This window comes from Paenibacillus sp. FSL L8-0436, assembly GCF_038593025.1.
Lineage (GTDB): Bacteria > Bacillota > Bacilli > Paenibacillales > Paenibacillaceae > Paenibacillus_AQ.
Genome location: NZ_CP151955.1, coordinates 2,573,877 through 2,592,803 on the forward strand (window position 1 = coordinate 2,573,877; position 18,927 = coordinate 2,592,803).

Sequence of the window (18,927 nt, forward strand, 5' to 3'; positions counted from 1 at the left end):
CGCCTTCTGGGCGTCAGGGGTTTTTCGGTGCGCTTCACAGTCGCACCACCCGGTAACTTTACCCTTTAAAGGGCCGTAGCCGAAGCAGACATCCGGGCAAAATATATTTTCCGTTCCGGAACTGTTCGATGTTTGGACAAGCCTTTCTTTTGTGGGTTCTTGATGATTCTTCCAAAGTTAGGTCTTACCTTGTATTACCCGATTTCTATCTGGTTAGAGGAAATGTCAACCGTAGAAAAAAAGGCCAGGAGTACAACGAGGCCAACAAAAAGCGCCGTCATAACAGCCCAAGCCCATTTCTGGTTTTGAGATTGCCGAATATGCTTTCCTTTGAGAGCGGGCAGCAGCAGACCTGCCAAAATCCAATTGATACAATTTCCAACCTGAAGTTGATTCAGTGTCAAGGCAGAATTGCCAAGCACATTGAGCAGCAACAGCAGGGAGTTGGCCCCGAGAGCGGTTCCCCACAGCAAGACGGTTATGGATCGGCGTTTTGCCGCCCGGGCCGGTGCGGTTTTTCTCCACAGCCGGAGCAGCCAAGCAGCCGGAACCACAAGCAGAGCGCCTCCAAAGAAAATAACCACCGCTACACCAATAAGCAGATTAGTAAAAAATGAAGAGATGACGAGGTTCAGCCAAGGAGGAAGCAGTTTCAGTGTATGCTGGAGCCCGCTCCGTCTTCTCTTATTCGCCCTGATACAGTACAGAATGGGCAGTGCTGCGGGGTACCCGTAAAAGCTGACCGTCAGATCAGACGCTGCGGCGGTATTGGTGCTGCCCGCTGAGCAGACAGCGGGAGTAAATACAGTCAATATGACGATGATGAATATTCCTGCCAGCAGAGCTGCTAGTTGATTCGATGTGATCTTCTTCATATTCGACCTATGGTGTTAAATGGAAAAAGTTCCAATTGGCCAACAGCAGGACAAACGCCTTATTGATTGATCCGTAGGCAAACACGGTACCTGCAGGATCTACTGGTGTCCTCTTCCCGATATCGGCATAACCGTAGCCTTTAGAAAAAATAATCTTGTCGCCCTTGGTCACCACAACCGCGGCGCCGGGAGTAGATTGTCCAATTTGGGAGTTTACATAGCTGTCGATTTCCTGTTCCAGCCGGTTGCAAGGAATCCCCGAAGGCGTTTCGCCAGTGCCAGCCGCATCCGCTGTATAGGACGGAATCGAAAAAAACGTAAAGAACAGCACACAAGCCAGAAATGTTATGATCGGAATCCGCTCTCTCGTATTCATATTTTGTTCCCCTTCTTTCTTCTACAATTGCCCCATGCCAGGTAACCTATTTCCAAGTTCCATTGCATAATCAGGTACATTTCCATCATACGGAATTAATTCTTATTTAATCTTTGCCGGTTTCTTAATCAATCCTTAAATGTTCATGCAAACAGGCCCGTTCTCCACGATGCAGTGGAAATACGGGCCTGTTGCTCTTAATCTGGTATTTGAAGCTATATTAATTAAATCGGTTTGGGATTGGCCGTGATTCCAGAGAATGTTTGGACTTCCGGCCGCTGTTGTCTGCAGATTTCTTGATTATGTACCGCTGTTCGCAGTGGAAATCGGCAGACAAAGGCGGACGCTAATGGAGCTCCACCCTTGAAATAATACAAATGTCCTTACGAGCTAATACCGGAATCCCAGATAGGCTCGGCGAACTGATTCTTGAGATTGCTGCTGCAATCCTTGCCGGTATCATAAGACCGGTTGCCGAGCACCCGCTTGAATTGCTCCAGCGCACGGGCTGCTTCTGCGGGGAGCTTGCTGTTGAGCCAATCGGCCAAAGCCTGCAGCACACTCCGCCCTTCCTCCAGCGCCTGCTCCCAGAGCTCCCAGACACTTTCTGTCCGGACCTCGGAGTACAGCGCGGAATGCCGCCATTCGGCATGCTTTTCGTTTAAATAATCCAGCTGCTCGTCTCTTGGGGAAAGCGGCTGGTAGAAATGGTGGCGCGCTTTTCCTCTTAGCAGCGACCTCTTCCAGCCTTTGGGATCATATAAGCATTTATGTGCCAGAATCATGTCCTGATACGACTCCTGCCAGATCTCATCCGGAAGGCCCTTTGTTTCAGGATACCAGGCCGCAGCGGTTTCATGCAGGAGCGTGTGAACGGTATGGGGGAGCCGCGAGCCGACGTGGATTTTTTTCCAGGCTGCGATCCGCCAGGTATCGATTTGTTTCAGCCTTTGCATGAACACAGTATCGAGGACAATCTCAAACCGCTGATGATTGCGGTGCTTGTAGCCGGCTTTCCAGTTAATGTAGGGATGAAGATTACGGTCCAACAGATGATGCGTCAGAAATCCAAGGAAATACTGCTGCGTTTCTGCAAGGTCAGGTGGAGGGAGGCTGCGTATTTTTTGCCAGAACTCCAGCAGCACCGGACCGCAGTGCACAGAGTGCATAAGGTCGCCCAGCCGGAGGGCTCCGGTATCTTTTCGCCACGGCATAAAGCGGTGGTATAGAAGTAAATCAGGTCCCTGGCAGCCAAGCTGGTATAATTCAGGCCGCTCTTTCAGCCCGCCCAGAAAAGGAAACTGATCCGCAAATTGTTCCGCCAGCACCTGCCCATACTCCAAATGCATCCAAATATTAGGCATCGCTCCACCCCTTTTACGCTTAGATAGCTCCATCATAATCTCTTCATGTTAAGAGAGATTGCATTCTGCTTCTTTGGATTGTTTTCATATTGCGCTTAATTCTAAGGTACTCTTGTATAGCTCCAATATCAACTCTGCAAAGTGTGGCAATTGTGCAAACTGCAGGACCCGGTGGACTGGCGCTGGAAATACCTATACAAAAGCCGGCGTATGGATATATCGCTGCAACTAGAGGCATCATTCTGTAATTCATGCTATAATCAAGCGGATTACACTCAATAAATTACCGAGGTGATGAGAAGAATGGGATTTCAGGCAGGCCAGCTTTTTGTTAATTTGCCGGTAGACAATCTGCAGAATTCGATTAACTTTTTTACCGCTTTAGGTTTTGAGTTCAACCCGCAGTATACCGATGAGAACGCAACTTGTATGATCATCAACGGCAACACCTTTGCGATGCTGCTGGTCAAGGAGTTTTTCAACACCTTCACCTCCAAAAAGATTATCGACACTTCCGGTCAGACAGAGGTAATTCTGGCCATCTCTGCCTCCAGCAAAACCGAAGTGGACGAGCTGGTGCAGAAGGCGCTGGCCGCAGGCGGGAAACCTTTTAACGACCCGGTGGATCACGGCTTTATGTATAACTGGAGTTTCCAGGATATTGACGGGCATCTGTGGGAAGTCATGTATATGGAAGAAAACGCCGGGTAAGCGGGCGGATCAGAATATGTAGTTGATCTAGAACAAGCCTCTGGAGTATTCCGGGGGCTTGTTTTGTTTGTACCTGTTTGAGCAGCGGCATTCGGACCCCAGCGCCCTTATTTTGTCCAAAAAAGCTTTATTTCTGATGTTGCGGACTCCAGTGAACTTATGTGCTCTAAAAACGCACCAACTAGGATGATTCATCAAAATAGCGTCATTCCGGTCCGGGGCTTATTCTAATTGTATTGGGTACGGTGCAGGTTTTGTTAACATTTTCGCAACAGATTCTTTACGATCCGCATACAAAACCTTGGAGAGTATTTAATATCCAGCTCCTACAATGAGTGTATTAGTAAAATATACCTATAGTAGGCGTGATACGAAGGGATGATATGCTTGAAAAGAAGCTTGCTGCACCTATCTATGAAATGGAAGCTGATTCTGGTATTCTCTGCGATAACTTTCATCTTCCTGGGGGTGGCTCTGTACCAGGGACACAAGATTAATCAGGTGGAGCTCTCTATGGAACGGCAGAAAACGGAGATGGAAAAACGGATCACCGTTCAAACCATCACGCAGCTATTGCAGGAATTGGACGGTCTGGAAGGATCGCTGGCTGAATCCAGTGATGTGGAGCTTGCCGGGCCTTTTAAGGACAAGCAGCAGCGGCTCGCCGATGAGATTGCCCGTATGGATTTTGAACAGGAGACGCCTGCGTACACAGAACTGCAGCTGCTCCGGACCCAGGCCGGAGAATATGCGGGGTTATTCGGGGAACTGGTCAAGACGATGGAGGATGAGAGCCTTGATCCGCTGACGGTGCTGGAACAAATCGACGCCTTGCATATGAAGGCAACGGCTGTAAATCAATCGATGCTGGAAACCAACGGGAAACTGTATGACGCTGCCGCAGGGAACGCCGAGAGGGCACAGGATCATTCTTTTACACTGCTGGATCAAACGGTATCCATTGTGCTTTACGCCGCAGTTGGAGTTTTCCTGTTCACCCTGGTGCTGGCCTGGCTGCTGATCCGCTCATTCTTGAGACCGGTGCGCAGGCTCCAGGATGCGTTGCAGCAAATTGCCGATGGCGATTTACGGCAGCAAATCAATTCTCCTTACAATGATGAACTGGGACGTTTGAGCTATCATTTTGATCATATGGTTACCCGGGTCCGGGATATGCTGCGGCAGACTCTGTCCGTTGCTTCATCCCTGGCGGATTATTCACATTCCTTCCAGCAATCCTCATCCATTACCGCGGATACTAATCAGGATATTGTCGGAACGATACAGGAAATCTCCGTGGGTGCGGATCAGCAAGCCGTGCAGTCTGAGCAAAGTGCAGTTCTGCTGCAAGAGCTGGAGCGGGAAGTGGATGAGATTACGGATCATGCCGATGCCATGCTCACGACAAGCGAAACCGCCAATCACAATACCCGCAGAGGGTCTGAGACGGTTACCGCACTGCAGCAGATTTCCCGGCATTCCCGTGATTCCATCGGCAGGGTGTATCAAGCGCTGGAGAAGCTGGTGGAGCAATCCCAGGATATCACCCGGATCACGAATTCCATTACCGAAATCTCCAAGCAGACGAATATTCTCTCGCTGAATGCTGCGATTGAGGCGGCGCGGGCCGGAGCTTCCGGCAAGGGGTTTGGCGTTATTGCGGACGAAGTCCGGCATTTATCGGTCCAGACCAAAGATTCCTCCATACATATCAGCGAGATCATTCATGAGCTTCAGAACAGTATGACCGACTTTCAGGGCTACATGCTGGAGACGAAAAAAAGCCTCGAGCAGCAGGATCACCAGGTAGCGGAAACTCTTGCATCTTTCGAGGCGATTGACGGATCGATTACCGGAATCAGCAGACAAATTGGACAAATTCACCATAAGGTGGAGCTGACCCGGAAGATTAATTCCCGGCTTGCCGTATCCATCCACTCCGTAGCTTCCGTAGCCGAGCAGACAGCTGCAGGCGTTCAGGAGGTCAATGCTTCCAGCACGCAGCAGGACAAGGCAATCCGTGATATTGCCCGGCAGGCGGTGGAGATTAACGAAATTTCGCAGCGGCTGTTCAGGGAAATCAATATTTTCAAAATAGAAGAGGAGACCGGGGACGTCTCGCCATCCGGTCAGCTGCTGGTATTGGAAGAACACCGGAGTGGACTTAATGAAACGCCGGAAAAACTACTCGCGATCGCCGAATGAAGCATTAAGCTGGGCCACCAGCTCCGGAAACCAGTCACTGAGTGCAAGGAATGAAAAGCCCGCCGAGCGGGCTTTTGCTGTATCCATATGGTAGGACTCGGCAATGCCGAAAGGAGACATATCCTCAGCCGCAGTTTCAGCCACAATCACCGCCTGTTTAGCAGTGGCTGCTTCAATAATGGAGAGGATCTCCCCTATGGCAAGAGACCCGTCCGAGCATGCATTTACCGGTCCGGTCAGTTGGGAAAAGCCAAGCCAATACAGGAAATCCGCCGCCTCATCCGAACGGATGAAGGAGAGGGCAGCCCGGGTATTCGGGATGCCGATCGGCCGGCCTTCGCGGACATGCTCGATGTGAAAATGCAGCCTCCGCGTATAATCATCCGTGCCCAGTACCATAGGAATACGCACGGTAGCCACGGGGAATGCGTCCTGCTTCAGCAAAACCGTCTCGGCCAGCCTTTTGCCCTCCTGGTAGTTGAAGTCCTCCTTCGCACCTAATTGCAAGGGGTACACTTCAGGGTCGAAGTCAGCTTCGGTCAAAGCTTCCGGTTTTGGATTATAGACCGACAGGCTGGAGGTCAGGATGTACCGTTTAGCGGTGCGGGCAAAAATACGGCTGGCAGCATCAGCCTCATCCGGTGAAAAACAGATATTGTCATAGACCACATCCCAAACGGTATCCCCGACGGCTTCGGCAAGCGCTTTGGCGTCCGTGCGGTCCACATTCAGCCTGGAGACCTGTTCCCCGAAGTCGTCTTCCGCCCGGCCTCTGGTCAGAATCGTTACCTTGCTGTCTCCCTCCCTGAGCAGCCGTTCCACCAGCTGTTTGCCAAAAAATCGGGTTCCCCCAAGCACAAGTATGTTCCTCATTCAATACACTCCTTTATAAATTGAAATAGCTGACCCGCCTGAAGCCTTGGGTTAGGCGGCCATCCGCAGCCCGGCATGAGTGCTGCTGCTGCGGCCAGCGGTTGAACGGCTGCTGCCGGCAAAGTGCAGCGCCTGCACGGTACCTGTGCTTACAGCCATCGTAAGTTCCGCTGAATGTTCCTGGCGGAGAAGCTCCAGCATGACAGGGATTTGACCCTGCTCATAAGCATCGGCCAGCGCCGACAAGAGTTGCCGGTAATCGGCATCCAGCGGAACCGCAGGCCCGCCGTCCGCCGACAGATCCTCTCTAACGGCTGTGAGTGCCTGCCGTGCCCGGTGCAGCGCCGACTTCACCGCACCTTCGGTTGTTTCCAGTTGTTCCGCCGTTTCATCCGCAGAATAGCCCAGCACATCCCGCATCAGAAAGGCCGTCCGCTGCAGCGGAGACAGGTGTTTCATTAGGGCCTGAAAGGCCATTTCAATTTCGGAGATCGTTCCGCCCGTTAACGGCTCTGCCTGTGAATGCCCGCGCTCCAGTGCGCGGCTCAGGGAAGCCCGTCGCCGTGCAGCATCAATCCATGTATTTTTGGCGATCCGCAGCAGCAGGGCTTCTGGATTCGGATTGGCCGGAAATTTGCCGTATCCCAGCGCCTTTGCCCAGGTCTCCTGAGCCAAATCCTCGGCTTCAATGCTGGACCGGGTAAGTGTCAGGCAATAGCGGTTCAGGACTGCTCCAAGCGACTGCAGACTTTTCTCACCGGTATGGTTAACGGTATTGTACTCTTCAAGGGTCATCACGCTTACGCATCTCCTTCTGGCTATCCCATTTAATTTGTTCCCTCTATTATATAAACGAATAGCTCATCATAAAAGATACGCATCATCCGTAAATTTAAAAATTCTGTATGTGCCGTATCCTTTGCCCGCCATGATCCGTTTACAGGGTATAAAGTTAAGGCACATTACAGGAGGTATATAAGAATGAGTATTATTCCCTATGTGATTGAACAAACGAGCAGGGGCGAGCGCTCTTACGACATTTATTCCCGGCTGCTGAAAGACCGGATTGTATTCGTGGGTGCGGCCATTGACGATCAGCTGGCTAACAGCATCATTGCCCAGCTGTTGTTTCTGGCGGCGGATGAGCCGGATAAGGATATTCAGATGTTCATTAACAGCCCGGGCGGCTCAACTACCGCGGGGTTCGGAATTTATGATACGATGCAGGTAATCAAACCTCAGATAAATACGATCTGTACCGGTTTTGCGGCTTCTTTCGCTTCGCTGCTGCTGCTCTCCGGAGCTACAGGCAAACGGTTCGCCCTGCCGAACAGCGAGATTATGATCCACCAGCCGCATGGCGGCGCACAAGGGCAGGCTAGTGATATCGCAATCAGCGCCAAGCGTATTCTGCAGATCCGGGAGAAGGTTGTGCGGATCACTGCGGAGCGCACCGGACAACCGGTGGAGAAGGTCGAAAAGGATATGGACCGGGATTATTTCCTGTCGTCCGAAGAGGCGCTGGAATACGGGATTATTGACAAAATCATTACCAAACTTTAAGCGAATGGAGCGGATGGGTATGCTGGCAGCATTGCAAGGGCAAGAGGTCACCGTTAATTTTCTGGATGGTTCCAGTGTCAGAGGCGGTGTTCTGGAAGAGATCGACGAGCGGTTCGTGAAATACCGTACGGAATATCAGGTACTGTACATTCCGATCAGCTCTATCCGTGCCGTAGCCGTGGAAACGAAGGAGCGGGAGCGTCCCCGCGTCGGATTCGGGCAGTAAGACCGTAATGTTCTGCTGTAACTGGAATCCCCGAAGCCCCTAACAAGGGGTTCGGGGATTTTTTTGCATCTAATGAAGTATTCTCGTCATTGTCATTGAGAACGATTATCAATTATACTTGTTTGTAATAGAGTAATATAAAAGTTCTGTAATGGTGGTGTTATATAACAATGGACCTGAAAGTAATGGAACCAGAAGTAACTTCTCCCGCTGAAAAGGATGCTGAGACTCTGCCGGACTGGGATCAGTTGTCCTTCAGACTGTTGTCGGTTCAGGCACTGAGGGGAGACGGGGAGGTCCGGCTGCCCCAGCAGCTGAATTTCTGCTATGCGCTGATTCTGGTGGCAGGCGGAGCAGTCCGGATTCATGTGGATCACCGCCAGGTGGAGCTGTCCGCAGGTTCAGTCTGTCTATGCCTGCCGGAGCAAACGATCGGAACGGCCAAACCGGCCGCCAGCCTGGATATGCATATTTTTTATTTTGAAGTCTATCATTACGGCAAGCCGGAGAACGTTCGTGACCATGCAATCCATGACGCACTTCTGTTTCCGCCGGATACCATACTGCCACACTTTCCAGCTAAACAAGTCTCTTCCGTCTGTAGTGAAGTTTTTCGGATCTCCGGGGCCGGACAACAGAACATCAGCTTTCGCGCGCAAATAGATTTTCAGGAGCTGCTGTATGTGATTCGTATGAGCTGCCGGCAGAAGCCCAGAGATACGGGAAGGGCACTGGAGCAGGCCAAGCAGTACATAGAGGATCACTTCACGGAGCCGCTGACGACCCAGGAGCTGGCGCAAGCCGCCGAGCTCAGCCCCAAGTATTTTGTGGACCTGTTTAAGCGGAAATACGGCAAAAGTGCAGTGGAATACGCCGCCGAACTGCGGCTGCAGCAGGCGAAACGGCTGATGGCGGAGAGTGGACTGAAGCTGCGGGATATCGCTCACCGGGTGGGGTATGCCGATGAGTTCTATTTCAGCCGGAAATTCAAAAAGATGATCGGTGTGCCGCCTGCAGTCTATATGAAAAGCCGTCACCGGAAGCTGGTTGCTTATACTCCGGCGGTGCTGGGACAATTGCTGCCGCTGAACCTGACTCCCTACGCGGCAGCGCTGCATCCGAAATGGACGGAATATTATTATCTGAACTACCGTGGGGATATTCCCGTGCATATCAGCGCGTACCGCAACAATCAGGAATGGCAGGCTAACATTGATCTGCTGAGCCAGCATCCGGCTGACCTGATCATCGCCCGGGATGAGCTGAAGGAGCAGGAGAAAACCGCGCTGGAGAAGATAGCTCCAGTCTATTATAGTCATGGCGGCAGCTGTGATTGGCGTGGGCAGTTTCAGGAACTGGCACAGGTTCTGGGCGAGAGCTGGCAAGGAGAGCAGTGGCTGTCAGCGTATGACCGTGAGGTGCGCAGCGCCAAAGAACTTCTGCACAAAGCGATGGGTGATGAATCTGTTGCTGTGATCCGGATGCTTGGCAGCAAGCTGTATTTGTACTGCAATCACGGCATGCTGGACATGCTCTACCGGGAGCTGGAATTAAAGCCGGCCTTTAAGTCCGGCGAAGGTATTTATAACGTGCCGGTTACACTAGAAGAGCTTGCGGCTCTGCCGGCAGATCATTTGTTCATGCTGATCCGCAGAGAGAACGATACGCTGGGCGAGTGGCAGAAGTTGCAGAATCATCCGTTATGGCTGAAGCTTTCTGCGGTTCAGAGACACCGGGTGCATCATATGAGCTCCGATCCCTGGCGTGAGCATTCCGCTTATGCGCAGCTGCGGATGCTCCGGCAGACGCTGCAGCTGCTTGCAGCCAATCGTCCATAAATGTTCCGCCTTTTGTCCATGGTACGGCAGCAGACCCTTCGTTATAATCGAAAATGATAATCATTATCACTTGTTGTGATATTGATTGGACATTTTACAGAGTGGAAGGGGATTTATAGAAAGATGAAAAGATCATTTGGGATAGCAGGACTGATAGCATTATTTGTACTCGTACTTACAGCGTGCGGAGGCAACGGCAACAATACGCCGGCAAATGGGGCCGCAAATGCTGCGGAAACCGCAACAGCAGCTCCGGCGGCTACGGCAGAAGCCTCACCGGCAGCTGCTGAAGCAGGCACACGCACGATTGAATATTTAGGGGAGCAATATACGGTACCCGCATCAGCAGAACGGATTGTTATTACCGGAGCTATGGAAGCCATGGAGGATGCGCTGGTGCTGGATGTGCATCCAGTCGGCGCAATTACGTTCAGCGGTGAATTTCCGGAACGCTTCGCTGCCATTACGGACAAGGCTGAATCAATCGGGGAGAAAACCGAGCCGAACTTCGAGACGATCCTGAAGCTTAAGCCGGATGTGATCCTCGGGACTACGAAGTTCAAGCCTGAAGTAGTAGAGCAACTGAAGAAAATCGCTCCGCTTATTCAAGTCTCGCATATCGCCAGCAACTGGGAAGCGAACCTGAATCTGATGGCAGAGCTGACTGGCAAGCAGGAGCAGGCTGCGGCGGAAATCGCCAAATATCAGGCAGCGCTGGAAAGTGCAAAGGCAGAGCTTGGTGAGAAGCTGAAGGATCAGAAGGTAGTGGCAGTACGTATCCGTGCGGGACAAATGTTTATTTTCCCTGCGGCGGTGTTTGTTAACCCTATCTTGTATAACGATCTTGGCCTGAGTGTTCCGGCAGAGGTAGAAGCGGCGAAAGCACAGGAAGGCATTTCGGTCGAGCAGCTGGCGTCTATGAATCCGGATATCCTGTTTATCCAATTTGCTGCCGATGAGAATGCTGAGACTGCAACAGCGCTGGAAGACCTGCAAAGTAATCCGATTATCCAAAAAATCAATGCGATGAAAAATAAAAAGACCTTCGTTAATGTAATTGATCCGTTGTCCGAAGGCGGACCGGCATGGAGCCGCATACACTTCCTGCAGGCTGCAGTGGAGCAGCTGAACAAGTAATCTGAGATTGTACAAAAGAGTGGGATGATATGAAATTATCTGCCGGACTAAAGACGACCTCCTTGCTGGTGCTGGGGGTCGTCCTCATTATACTCGTCGGTGTCTTGTCGGTGCTCTATGGCACTAAATCCATCAGCTATGGCACGGTATGGAATGCGCTGTTTCATCTGGACGGGAACAATATTGATCATCTGATAATCCGCACCTCGCGGATTCCGCGGGTGGCCGGGGCGCTGCTGATCGGCGCGTTCCTGGCCGTATCCGGGGCCTTAATGCAAGGGATGACGCGGAATTACCTGGCCTCTCCTTCAATTATGGGGATTAGCGACGGATCTGTATTTGCCATTACGCTATGTATGGTGTTCCTGCCCGGCGCTTCATCCATGACGATGATTCTCTATTCACTGGCAGGCTCGATGCTGGGAGCGGCTTTGGTCTTCGGTACAGCCAAGCTGCTGCCCGGCGGGGCCTCGCCCTTGTCACTGGCCGTCCTGGGTACCATTATCGGCACGTTTCTTGGAGGGGTGTCGCAGGCGCTCGCTACCTATTTTCAAATTTCGCAAAATATCAGCTTCTGGTACAACGCCCGGCTGCATATGATGGACCCGGCGTTAATCAAGCTGGCAATTCCGTTTGCCATGGTCGGCTTGGCTCTGGGTCTGATGATGGCCCGCTCCGTGACAATGCTCTCGCTTGGTGACGAGACCGCTGCAGGCCTCGGCCTTAAGGTCACAGTGGTAAAAGGCTTGACGATGCTGAGTGTCGTCATTCTGACGGGGATCTCAGTGGCCATTGCCGGGAAAATAGCCTTTGTCGGCCTCATAATCCCGCATATTACGCGTTATCTGATCGGTCAGGACTACCGCAAGATCATTCCTTTTTCCGCTTTTTTGGGCGCGCTGTTTCTGGCTGCATGCGATCTCATCAGCAGATTCGTGAATTTTCCGTTTGAAACGCCGATCGGTGTAGTCACCGCTTTGTTTGGGGTTCCCTTTTTCCTCTATTTAATCAAGACGAGAGGGGGCGGCCAGACTTGAGCGAGTCCTCTCTTTCACCGAAACCAAAGCGGCTTGCATTCTGGTCCTTGTTTCTGATCATGTGTGCACTCACGCTGTGTTTCATGTACATCAGCCTGACCAACGGGACCTTCGATCTTTCGGCGAAGGATGTGCTTCGTACTTTACTGCGGATTAATCCCGCCAAAGATCATGACCTCGTTATCTTTGATTTTCGTCTGCCGCGCATTGTACTTGGCGCACTTGTCGGATTCGGGCTGGGAATCGCCGGTGCTGTGCTGCAGGGCATCACCCGCAACTCTCTTGCGGATCCCGGAATTCTCGGCATTCATGCTGCTGCAGGAGCTTTTGTCGTATTGTACATGTTCTTTGCCGCAGGGACGATGAAAACCCCGGACTGGTTTGCGGTCCTGTCCATGCCGATGTTCGGATTTGTGGGCGGGCTGGTTGCCGTCATTCTGCTCTATATCTTCGCCAGGCAGAACGGTGAGTTTAATCCGCAGCAGCTGATTCTTGTGGGCATCGCGCTTGCATCCGGCTTTGGGGCAATTACCCTGTTTGTCTCACTCAAAATGGACCCGCAAAACTTTGAGATGGCCGCCATCTGGCTGGCCGGCAGCGTGTACAGCGCGAACTGGAGACAGGTGCTTTCGACCCTGCCCTGGCTGGTGATATTAATTCCAGTGATCTGGAGACGCGCAGCTGTTCTTGATTTAATGCAGCTGCATGAAGTCAGTGTAAAGGGATTAGGTGTCGCTGTAGGCAGAGAAAGGCAGATCCTGCTGCTCTGCTGTGTCGGTCTGGTCAGCGCCTGTGTTTCCGTGTCCGGCAGCATCGGGTTTGTTGGCCTGATCGCACCGCATATCGCCAGAAGACTGATCGGCAACAGCTATAAGTACATCGTCCCCTTATGCGGCATGATTGGGATGCTGATGGTGGTTATCAGCGATTTTATCGGCAAAACGGTGTTCGCTCCGGCTCAACTGCCGGTAGGCATTGTCATCTCTATCATCGGTGTGCCGTATTTCATTTTTCTTTTGTTCAAGACACGCACGAAATAGGTGCGCTTGAAGGAGGTTAACATCATGGAAGGAACTTATATACAGGAAGAGATTGGCGGCCGCAGGCTGACTCTCTATACTCCGATGTCCTATGGGGAAGAGGGCAGACGGTTTCCGGTTGTTTATCTGCAGGATGATGGCGAAGTGATGGAGCATTCGCTGAATTACCTGGAGCATTTATTTATAACCAAAGCGCTGCCGGAACTGATTTTTGTCGGCATTACCCCGCATGACCGGAATCATGAATATACACCATGGCCGTCACCGGCCCTGATGCCGGGCAGACCGGATTTTGGTGGCGGCGGCGGAGAGTATTTGAAGGAGCTTGTCGGGAGGATCAAGCCGTATGTAGACAGCAGCTATCATACTATGCCAGGACCAGAGCATACAGGCCTGCTGGGCTGCTCCTTCGGCGGACTGATCTCGCTTTATGGATCATACCTTTATCCTGATGTGTTTGGCAGGATCGGGCTGATCTCCGCATCGTTCTGGTATGAAGGTATCTTGAATTACATACGGGGACAGAGCAGGACGATGCCGGAACAGCGGATCTACATGTATGTCGGAGAGCTGGAGGGACTGTACAAGACAAACTTGCAAAAGCAAATGGTCCCGCAGTCGCGCCTCGCGCATGAGCTGCTGCTGGAGCAGGGCTTTAGCGAGCAGACATTGCGCTTTGAGACCAACCCTATAGGAACACATGACAGTGTATTTTTCAGCCAGCAGCTTCCCCATGCCCTGCACTGGCTGTTTGGAGCAGAGCATGCCGGGGGCAGCAGAGTCTGATCCTGTGGCGAGTGAATCAATGGCAGAGCAATCATATAAGGGAGTCTTCCGAAAACCGCGCTGGCGGCTGAGGGAAGGCTCCTTTTTTAGTAGATCATGAAGAGAGGATGAAATTGTACCGATACTGGGCGTTGTATGTGTACATAATAGCTAAAAGAAACTTGAGGCGGTGGCGTTTGCGGGTGAATAGGAGAATTTATACACGGATGATGATGAGTATTGGATGAACGGGACAACCTATAATAACCCTAATGACCGTTCCATTATGGTGCCGAAGCGGATTGGAATTGGCACTACGATTAATATAGGGACAAAAACGGGTAAATATATATATTACGGCCTTTCGGCAAAAGCAAGCTATACCTCTATAAACAATCCCCTCCGTACATTGTAATCAGATTGCCTGACCTCTATGTGGTTTATAACCATAAGGAGGCATCCGAGACCCGGCAGATTTTTGCGGAGCTGCAAGGGAGGTGAGGAATTCATTGATTTTAAAATAAATCGTATGAAGCAGACCCCTGCTGTGATACAATAGTCCGGTTGGCCTTGTATACGGGTTTCCGTTCAATATAGCTTCTGCTTCTTTGGCGCAATGATGAGAAGAAGTCGAGAAAAACAGAGCATTATCAAGTATTACTATGAATTACAGAGTATTAATAAGGAAATCCGTAGATTTTACAGAAAAGGCATTAGTTTTTGTCGTTTTTTATTGATTTATTCAAAAGTATTCTGTATAATCAGCCTTGTTGATTTTTCATATGGAATAGCCCATGCTTCCGAAGCAAGTTTTGTATAAAGCTATTCTTCTGAAGCAACGCTGACAAAACTTTTTTTGGGAGGTTGTTAATTTTGGGAAAAGCGTTAATTATTGGCGCTGGCGGCGTAGCAAGTGTTGTTGTGCATAAATGCTGTCAGAACCCGGATGTATTTGAAGAGATCTGTATCGCGAGCAGAACCCTTGCGAAATGTGATGCTCTGAAAGATAAATTGGCCGGAGGCCAGACGAAGATTTCTACTGCTCAGCTCGATGCAGATAACACGGACGAGGTCATTGAACTGATCAAGAGCTTCCAGCCGGATGTCGTTATTAATGTCGCTCTCCCATATCAGGACCTGACCATTATGGATGCTTGTCTGGCAACGGGAGTGCATTATGTGGATACCGCCAACTATGAACCACAGGATACTGCTAAATTCGAGTATTCCTGGCAGTGGGCGTACAAAGAAAGATTCGAGAAAGCAGGAATTACCGCGCTGCTCGGCAGCGGCTTTGACCCTGGTGTAACCGGTGTGTTCACGGCTTATGCGCAGAAGCATTATTTTGACGAAATCCATACGATTGATATTGTTGATGCCAACGCGGGCGACCACGGTTATCCGTTTGCCACCAACTTCAATCCTGAAATCAATATCCGCGAAATTACGGCTAACGGACGTTACTTTGAGAATGGCGAGTGGATTGAAACTGCACCGCTGTCCGAGAAAAAAGTCTACGATCTCCCGGAGATCGGTCCGAAGGATATTTACCTGCTGTATCATGAAGAACTGGAATCCCTGGCTGCCAACATCAAGGGTGTGAAGAAAATCCGTTTCTGGATGACTTTCTCGCAGAACTATCTCACTCACCTGAAGGTGCTTGAGAATGTGGGCATGACTTCCATTGAGCCGATCCTTTATGAAGGTAAAGAAATTATTCCTTTGCAGTTTCTGAAGGCGATTCTGCCTGACCCGGCATCCCTGGGACCAAGAACCAAAGGCAAAACCAACATCGGCTGCATCATTCAAGGCACTAAAGACGGCCAGCCAAAAACTTACTATGTGTACAATGTCTGCGATCATGAGGAATGCTACAGAGAGGTTGGCTCCCAAGCCATTTCCTATACCACCGGCGTTCCAGCAATGATCGGGGCTATGCTGATTATAAAAGGCATCTGGAAGAAACCGGGCGTCTACAACGTAGAAGAATTCGATCCGGATCCATTCATGGATGCACTGAACAAACACGGGCTGCCTTGGCAAGAAGATTTCTCGCCAACGCTGCTGGATTAGGGCGTAACGTAATGAAGGATAAGGATATAGATATCGATATCAGCTCGCTGCCTTCACCCGCTTACCTTGTGGATGAACGGCTGCTGAAGAAGAACCTCGAGACACTGAACTACGTGCAAGAACGTAGTGGTGCGAAAATTCTGCTTGCGCAAAAAGGCTTCTCCATGCATGCCCTGTACCCGCTTGTCGGACAGTACCTGCATGGCGTGACCTCCAGCTCCTTGTTCGAAGCCCGGCTGGGCTTCGAGGAAATGGGCAAAGAGGTGCATGTCTACGCGCCTGCTTATATGGACCGCGAGTTCGATGAGCTGCTCGGTTATACCGACCACATTGTGTTCAACTCGTTTGATCAGTGGAGCCGGTTCAAGGACCGGGTGCAGAATGCTCCGAAGAGAATCAGCTGCGGCATCCGTGTCAATCCGGAATATTCCGAGATTGAAGTGCCGCTCTATGATCCGTGCTACAATTTTTCCCGGATGGGCGTAACTTTGCCGAACTTCCGGCCCGATGAGCTTGAGGGTATCGATGGCCTGCATTTCCATACGATGTGCGAGCAGAACTCGGATACGCTGGAGCGTACGCTTAAGGTCGTGGAAGAGAAGTTCGGACAGTACCTGCATGGCATGAAATGGCTGAATTTCGGTGGCGGCCATCATATTACCCGTCCCGATTATGATCTGGAGAAGCTGATCAGCTGCATCCTGCATATGAAGGAAACCTATAATGTCGAGATCTATCTGGAGCCCGGTGAGGCGGTTGCCCTCAATACCGGATATCTGGTGGCTACCGTTCTGGACACGATGCATAACGGAATGGATATAGCCATTCTGGATACTTCGGCCGAATGCCATATGCCGGATGTGCTGGCGATGCCGTACCGTCCGAACATTATCGGCGCCGGAGAGCCGGGCGAACATGCCTATACGTACAGACTCGGCGGCATGACCTGCCTGGCAGGAGATGTGATCGGGGACTATTCATTCCCGGAGCCGCTGAAATACGGCGACAAGCTTGTCTTCCTCGACATGGCGCATTATTCCATGGTGAAGAATCATATGTTCAACGGTGTGAACCTGCCGGCCATTGCTTCGTATAACGAAGAAGAGGGCCTTAAGGTGATCAGAGAGTTTGAATATAGCGATTTTAGCAACAGATTGTCTTAATAATTATAATAGCGAGGCGTTCCGCCACCTGTGTTTATGGGTGATGGGGCGCCTTTTTTGGGTTGCGGTTAACGGGGGAAGCGGAAGTACTGAATGGTTAAAGCTGTTTTATCCATTGCTCTTAAGCATAGAACTCGCGTAACATCGAGGCATGAAGCAAGCTAGCTTGAACGTGAAAGGAGTGATCGGCATGAAACGCCGGGCTAATCCATCTACTATTACATTGACGGTGAAAAGGAATTGATTACTTAATGCAATTGTGAACTGAAAAGGAGCTGCTGCAACGCATGCTGAAGTTAAAATATTTATTCTCGAATGAAAGTTTGGCGGAGATGCTGCTGGGGAACTGGACCTATGATCCGGAGTCGCTGCATTTGTTCCAGTACTATCGAATCTCCTCCAATGCGATATATCCGTTCAGAAGTGCCGGGAACGGTCAATTCCTGCGGTTTGCCCCGCAGTCGGAGAAGCTGATGAAGAACCTGCGGGCTGAGCTGGAGTTCATCTCCTACCTGAAGGAATGCGGATATGGTGTGCTGGAGGCCGTTCCCTCCCTGGAAGGAAAGGAACTGGTAGAAGCGAGGACTCCCTGGGGAGAGTATTATGCTTCTGTCTTCAAGCGTGTACCCGGAGTTCAGCTGCAGGATGCCGGCTTAAGTGATCATGTCATGTTCAGGTATGGAGAGGCCTTGGGCAAGCTGCATCAGCTGTCCAGCACGTATAGCCCTGTACAAACCAAGAGATGGTCATACCGCGATGTGCTGGACTGGACCGTGGATGTGTTAAAGGCATTTCCGCAGGAAACGGCGGCTGTGGCGGAAGCTCGGCTGCTGGCCGAGTATTTCAGCAAGCTCCCGGTTACAACAGCCAACTACGGGCTGATCCATTATGACTTTGAGCTGGACAATGTGTTTTATGATGAAGCTAGTGACACCATCAGTGTGATAGATTTTGATGACTGCATGTATCACTGGTATGCTGTGGATATCGAGCAGTCGCTGGACAGTCTGGTAGAGGAGATTGATCCTGAAGAGTTTGGACTGAAGAAAGAGCGCTTTATGGAAGGGTACCGCAGCCAGTTTAGTCTTCCCGATGACGGCCCCACTATGGCGGCGTGCAGACGGTTCGCCGATTTGTACGGGTATGCCAGAGTTTTGAGGTCCACCGCTGAACAATGGGAGCATGAGCCGGAATGGCTCACGGGGCTGAGAGGCAGGCTGCACCATTCCCTGGTGAACAGATCTGCACGGTTTGGAGAGCGGTTAACCTAAAGCGGGCAGCGTAATGTGAACGGTGCGACGGATGTTAATGGATGTTAATGGATGCTAATGGATGCTACTGCCGGTCTTGAGCGGAAAGTAACCTGTTGCTGTCCCGCCGGACAACTCAGAATTGAGCGGAAAGTAACTTGTTGCTGTCCCGCCGGACAACTCAGAATTGAGCGGAAAGTAACTTGTTGCCGTCCCGCCGGACAACTCAGAAATTCGTAACGGGAATTGCGCCCGCTAAATAGACGATACGAGCGGAATCTGAGTAACTAACGGGAATTTCTCCCGCCTTATTTAACCAAATGGCCCGATTGAGTGAAACGGTTCAGATTAGCGGGAGAAATTCCCGCAAAGGTTTTGAAGAGGATTGTTTATACAACAATACCGGGAGCTTTGCCCGTTATTGTTGCTAA

Annotated in this window: 18 protein-coding genes; 13 read left to right on the plus strand and 5 right to left on the minus strand. The window is 51.0% G+C overall.

The features are described 5' to 3' along the window. Positions 1 to 194: 194 nt before the first annotated feature. The 3 genes from NSS79_RS11625 to NSS79_RS11635 form a co-directional block, all read right to left on the minus strand. The gene (locus NSS79_RS11625) at positions 195 to 875 is read right to left on the minus strand and encodes a hypothetical protein (RefSeq protein WP_342439484.1); all 681 of its coding nucleotides are present in this window, start codon (positions 873 to 875) and stop codon (positions 195 to 197) included. A gap of 7 nt (positions 876 to 882) precedes the next feature. Then, the gene (locus NSS79_RS11630) at positions 883 to 1,251 is read right to left on the minus strand and encodes a serine hydrolase (RefSeq protein WP_342439485.1); all 369 of its coding nucleotides are present in this window, start codon (positions 1,249 to 1,251) and stop codon (positions 883 to 885) included. A gap of 383 nt (positions 1,252 to 1,634) precedes the next feature. Next, entirely contained in the window at positions 1,635 to 2,615 is a 981-nt protein-coding gene (locus tag NSS79_RS11635) for a zinc dependent phospholipase C family protein (protein WP_342439486.1), read from the minus strand. A gap of 303 nt (positions 2,616 to 2,918) precedes the next feature. Here NSS79_RS11635 and NSS79_RS11640 point away from each other — a divergent pair, with 303 nt between their 5' ends. Together NSS79_RS11640 and NSS79_RS11645 are read left to right on the plus strand one after the other, a co-directional pair. Then, entirely contained in the window at positions 2,919 to 3,326 is a 408-nt protein-coding gene (locus NSS79_RS11640) for a VOC family protein (RefSeq protein WP_342439487.1), read from the plus strand. Between the two features lie 387 nt (positions 3,327 to 3,713). After that, entirely contained in the window at positions 3,714 to 5,531 is a 1,818-nt protein-coding gene (locus NSS79_RS11645; RefSeq protein WP_342439488.1) for a methyl-accepting chemotaxis protein, read from the plus strand. Here NSS79_RS11645 and NSS79_RS11650 read toward each other — a convergent pair. Together NSS79_RS11650 and NSS79_RS11655 are read right to left on the minus strand one after the other, a co-directional pair. Next, the gene (locus tag NSS79_RS11650; protein ID WP_342439489.1) at positions 5,511 to 6,404 is read right to left on the minus strand and encodes an NAD-dependent epimerase/dehydratase family protein; all 894 of its coding nucleotides are present in this window, start codon (positions 6,402 to 6,404) and stop codon (positions 5,511 to 5,513) included. The genes NSS79_RS11645 and NSS79_RS11650 overlap by 21 nt on opposite strands. 51 nt (positions 6,405 to 6,455) lie before the next feature. Then, the gene (locus tag NSS79_RS11655) at positions 6,456 to 7,199 is read right to left on the minus strand and encodes a sigma-70 family RNA polymerase sigma factor (protein ID WP_342440349.1); all 744 of its coding nucleotides are present in this window, start codon (positions 7,197 to 7,199) and stop codon (positions 6,456 to 6,458) included. Between the two features lie 186 nt (positions 7,200 to 7,385). Here NSS79_RS11655 and NSS79_RS11660 point away from each other — a divergent pair, with 186 nt between their 5' ends. The 11 genes from NSS79_RS11660 to NSS79_RS11710 all read left to right on the plus strand — a co-directional run bounded on the left by NSS79_RS11660 (position 7,386) and on the right by NSS79_RS11710 (position 18,517). Then, positions 7,386 to 7,967, plus strand: a complete 582-nt coding sequence (locus NSS79_RS11660) for an ATP-dependent Clp protease proteolytic subunit (protein ID WP_038589409.1) — start codon at positions 7,386 to 7,388, stop codon at positions 7,965 to 7,967. Positions 7,968 to 7,986: 19 nt separating this feature from the next. Continuing rightward, positions 7,987 to 8,193 carry a hypothetical protein gene (locus NSS79_RS11665; RefSeq protein WP_038589412.1) on the plus strand — a complete coding sequence of 69 codons (207 nt, stop codon included), beginning with the start codon at positions 7,987 to 7,989 and terminating at the stop codon, positions 8,191 to 8,193. Between the two features lie 170 nt (positions 8,194 to 8,363). Next, a complete protein-coding gene (locus NSS79_RS11670) occupies positions 8,364 to 10,031 on the plus strand; it encodes an AraC family transcriptional regulator (protein ID WP_342439490.1) in 1,668 nt (555 codons plus the stop codon). Positions 10,032 to 10,154: 123 nt separating this feature from the next. After that, positions 10,155 to 11,168: an ABC transporter substrate-binding protein gene (locus NSS79_RS11675; RefSeq protein ID WP_342439491.1), complete on the plus strand. Its 1,014-nt coding sequence runs from the start codon at positions 10,155 to 10,157 to the stop codon at positions 11,166 to 11,168. Between the two features lie 29 nt (positions 11,169 to 11,197). Continuing rightward, on the plus strand, positions 11,198 to 12,205 hold the full coding sequence (locus tag NSS79_RS11680) for an iron ABC transporter permease (RefSeq protein ID WP_342439492.1): 1,008 nt from the start codon (positions 11,198 to 11,200) through the stop codon (positions 12,203 to 12,205). A gap of 59 nt (positions 12,206 to 12,264) precedes the next feature. Then, positions 12,265 to 13,245 carry an iron ABC transporter permease gene (locus tag NSS79_RS11685; protein WP_342440350.1) on the plus strand — a complete coding sequence of 327 codons (981 nt, stop codon included), beginning with the start codon at positions 12,265 to 12,267 and terminating at the stop codon, positions 13,243 to 13,245. Between the two features lie 24 nt (positions 13,246 to 13,269). Continuing rightward, entirely contained in the window at positions 13,270 to 14,031 is a 762-nt protein-coding gene (locus tag NSS79_RS11690; RefSeq protein WP_342439493.1) for an alpha/beta hydrolase-fold protein, read from the plus strand. A 223-nt stretch (positions 14,032 to 14,254) separates the two neighbouring features. Then, the gene (locus NSS79_RS11695; RefSeq protein ID WP_342439494.1) at positions 14,255 to 14,425 is read left to right on the plus strand and encodes a DUF5808 domain-containing protein; all 171 of its coding nucleotides are present in this window, start codon (positions 14,255 to 14,257) and stop codon (positions 14,423 to 14,425) included. Between the two features lie 458 nt (positions 14,426 to 14,883). Next, the gene (locus NSS79_RS11700; protein WP_076112218.1) at positions 14,884 to 16,083 is read left to right on the plus strand and encodes a saccharopine dehydrogenase family protein; all 1,200 of its coding nucleotides are present in this window, start codon (positions 14,884 to 14,886) and stop codon (positions 16,081 to 16,083) included. Positions 16,084 to 16,109: 26 nt separating this feature from the next. Further along, the gene (nspC, locus tag NSS79_RS11705; RefSeq protein WP_179091793.1) at positions 16,110 to 17,246 is read left to right on the plus strand and encodes a carboxynorspermidine decarboxylase; all 1,137 of its coding nucleotides are present in this window, start codon (positions 16,110 to 16,112) and stop codon (positions 17,244 to 17,246) included. 287 nt (positions 17,247 to 17,533) lie between these two features. Next, positions 17,534 to 18,517 (plus strand): phosphotransferase, encoded by a 984-nt coding sequence (locus tag NSS79_RS11710; protein WP_342439495.1) that lies wholly within the window; start codon positions 17,534 to 17,536, stop codon positions 18,515 to 18,517. The last annotated feature ends 410 nt before the right edge of the window (positions 18,518 to 18,927 follow it).

Bases quoted from the DNA above. Each gene is read 5' to 3' on its own strand.
- NSS79_RS11660 (WP_038589409.1), top strand. From the start codon at position 7,386: ATGAGTATTATTCCCTATGTGATTGAACAAACGAGCAGGGGCGAGCGC.
- NSS79_RS11690 (WP_342439493.1), top strand. From the start codon at position 13,270: ATGGAAGGAACTTATATACAGGAAGAGATTGGCGGCCGCAGGCTGACT.
- NSS79_RS11635 (WP_342439486.1), bottom strand. From the start codon at position 2,615: ATGCCTAATATTTGGATGCATTTGGAGTATGGGCAGGTGCTGGCGGAA.
- NSS79_RS11710 (WP_342439495.1), top strand. From the start codon at position 17,534: ATGCTGAAGTTAAAATATTTATTCTCGAATGAAAGTTTGGCGGAGATG.
- NSS79_RS11665 (WP_038589412.1), top strand. From the start codon at position 7,987: ATGCTGGCAGCATTGCAAGGGCAAGAGGTCACCGTTAATTTTCTGGAT.
- NSS79_RS11640 (WP_342439487.1), top strand. From the start codon at position 2,919: ATGGGATTTCAGGCAGGCCAGCTTTTTGTTAATTTGCCGGTAGACAAT.
- NSS79_RS11680 (WP_342439492.1), top strand. From the start codon at position 11,198: ATGAAATTATCTGCCGGACTAAAGACGACCTCCTTGCTGGTGCTGGGG.
- NSS79_RS11650 (WP_342439489.1), bottom strand. From the start codon at position 6,404: ATGAGGAACATACTTGTGCTTGGGGGAACCCGATTTTTTGGCAAACAG.
- NSS79_RS11625 (WP_342439484.1), bottom strand. From the start codon at position 875: ATGAAGAAGATCACATCGAATCAACTAGCAGCTCTGCTGGCAGGAATA.
- NSS79_RS11655 (WP_342440349.1), bottom strand. From the start codon at position 7,199: ATGACCCTTGAAGAGTACAATACCGTTAACCATACCGGTGAGAAAAGT.
- NSS79_RS11670 (WP_342439490.1), top strand. From the start codon at position 8,364: ATGGACCTGAAAGTAATGGAACCAGAAGTAACTTCTCCCGCTGAAAAG.
- NSS79_RS11630 (WP_342439485.1), bottom strand. From the start codon at position 1,251: ATGAATACGAGAGAGCGGATTCCGATCATAACATTTCTGGCTTGTGTG.
- NSS79_RS11685 (WP_342440350.1), top strand. From the start codon at position 12,265: ATGTGTGCACTCACGCTGTGTTTCATGTACATCAGCCTGACCAACGGG.
- NSS79_RS11695 (WP_342439494.1), top strand. From the start codon at position 14,255: ATGAACGGGACAACCTATAATAACCCTAATGACCGTTCCATTATGGTG.
- NSS79_RS11675 (WP_342439491.1), top strand. From the start codon at position 10,155: ATGAAAAGATCATTTGGGATAGCAGGACTGATAGCATTATTTGTACTC.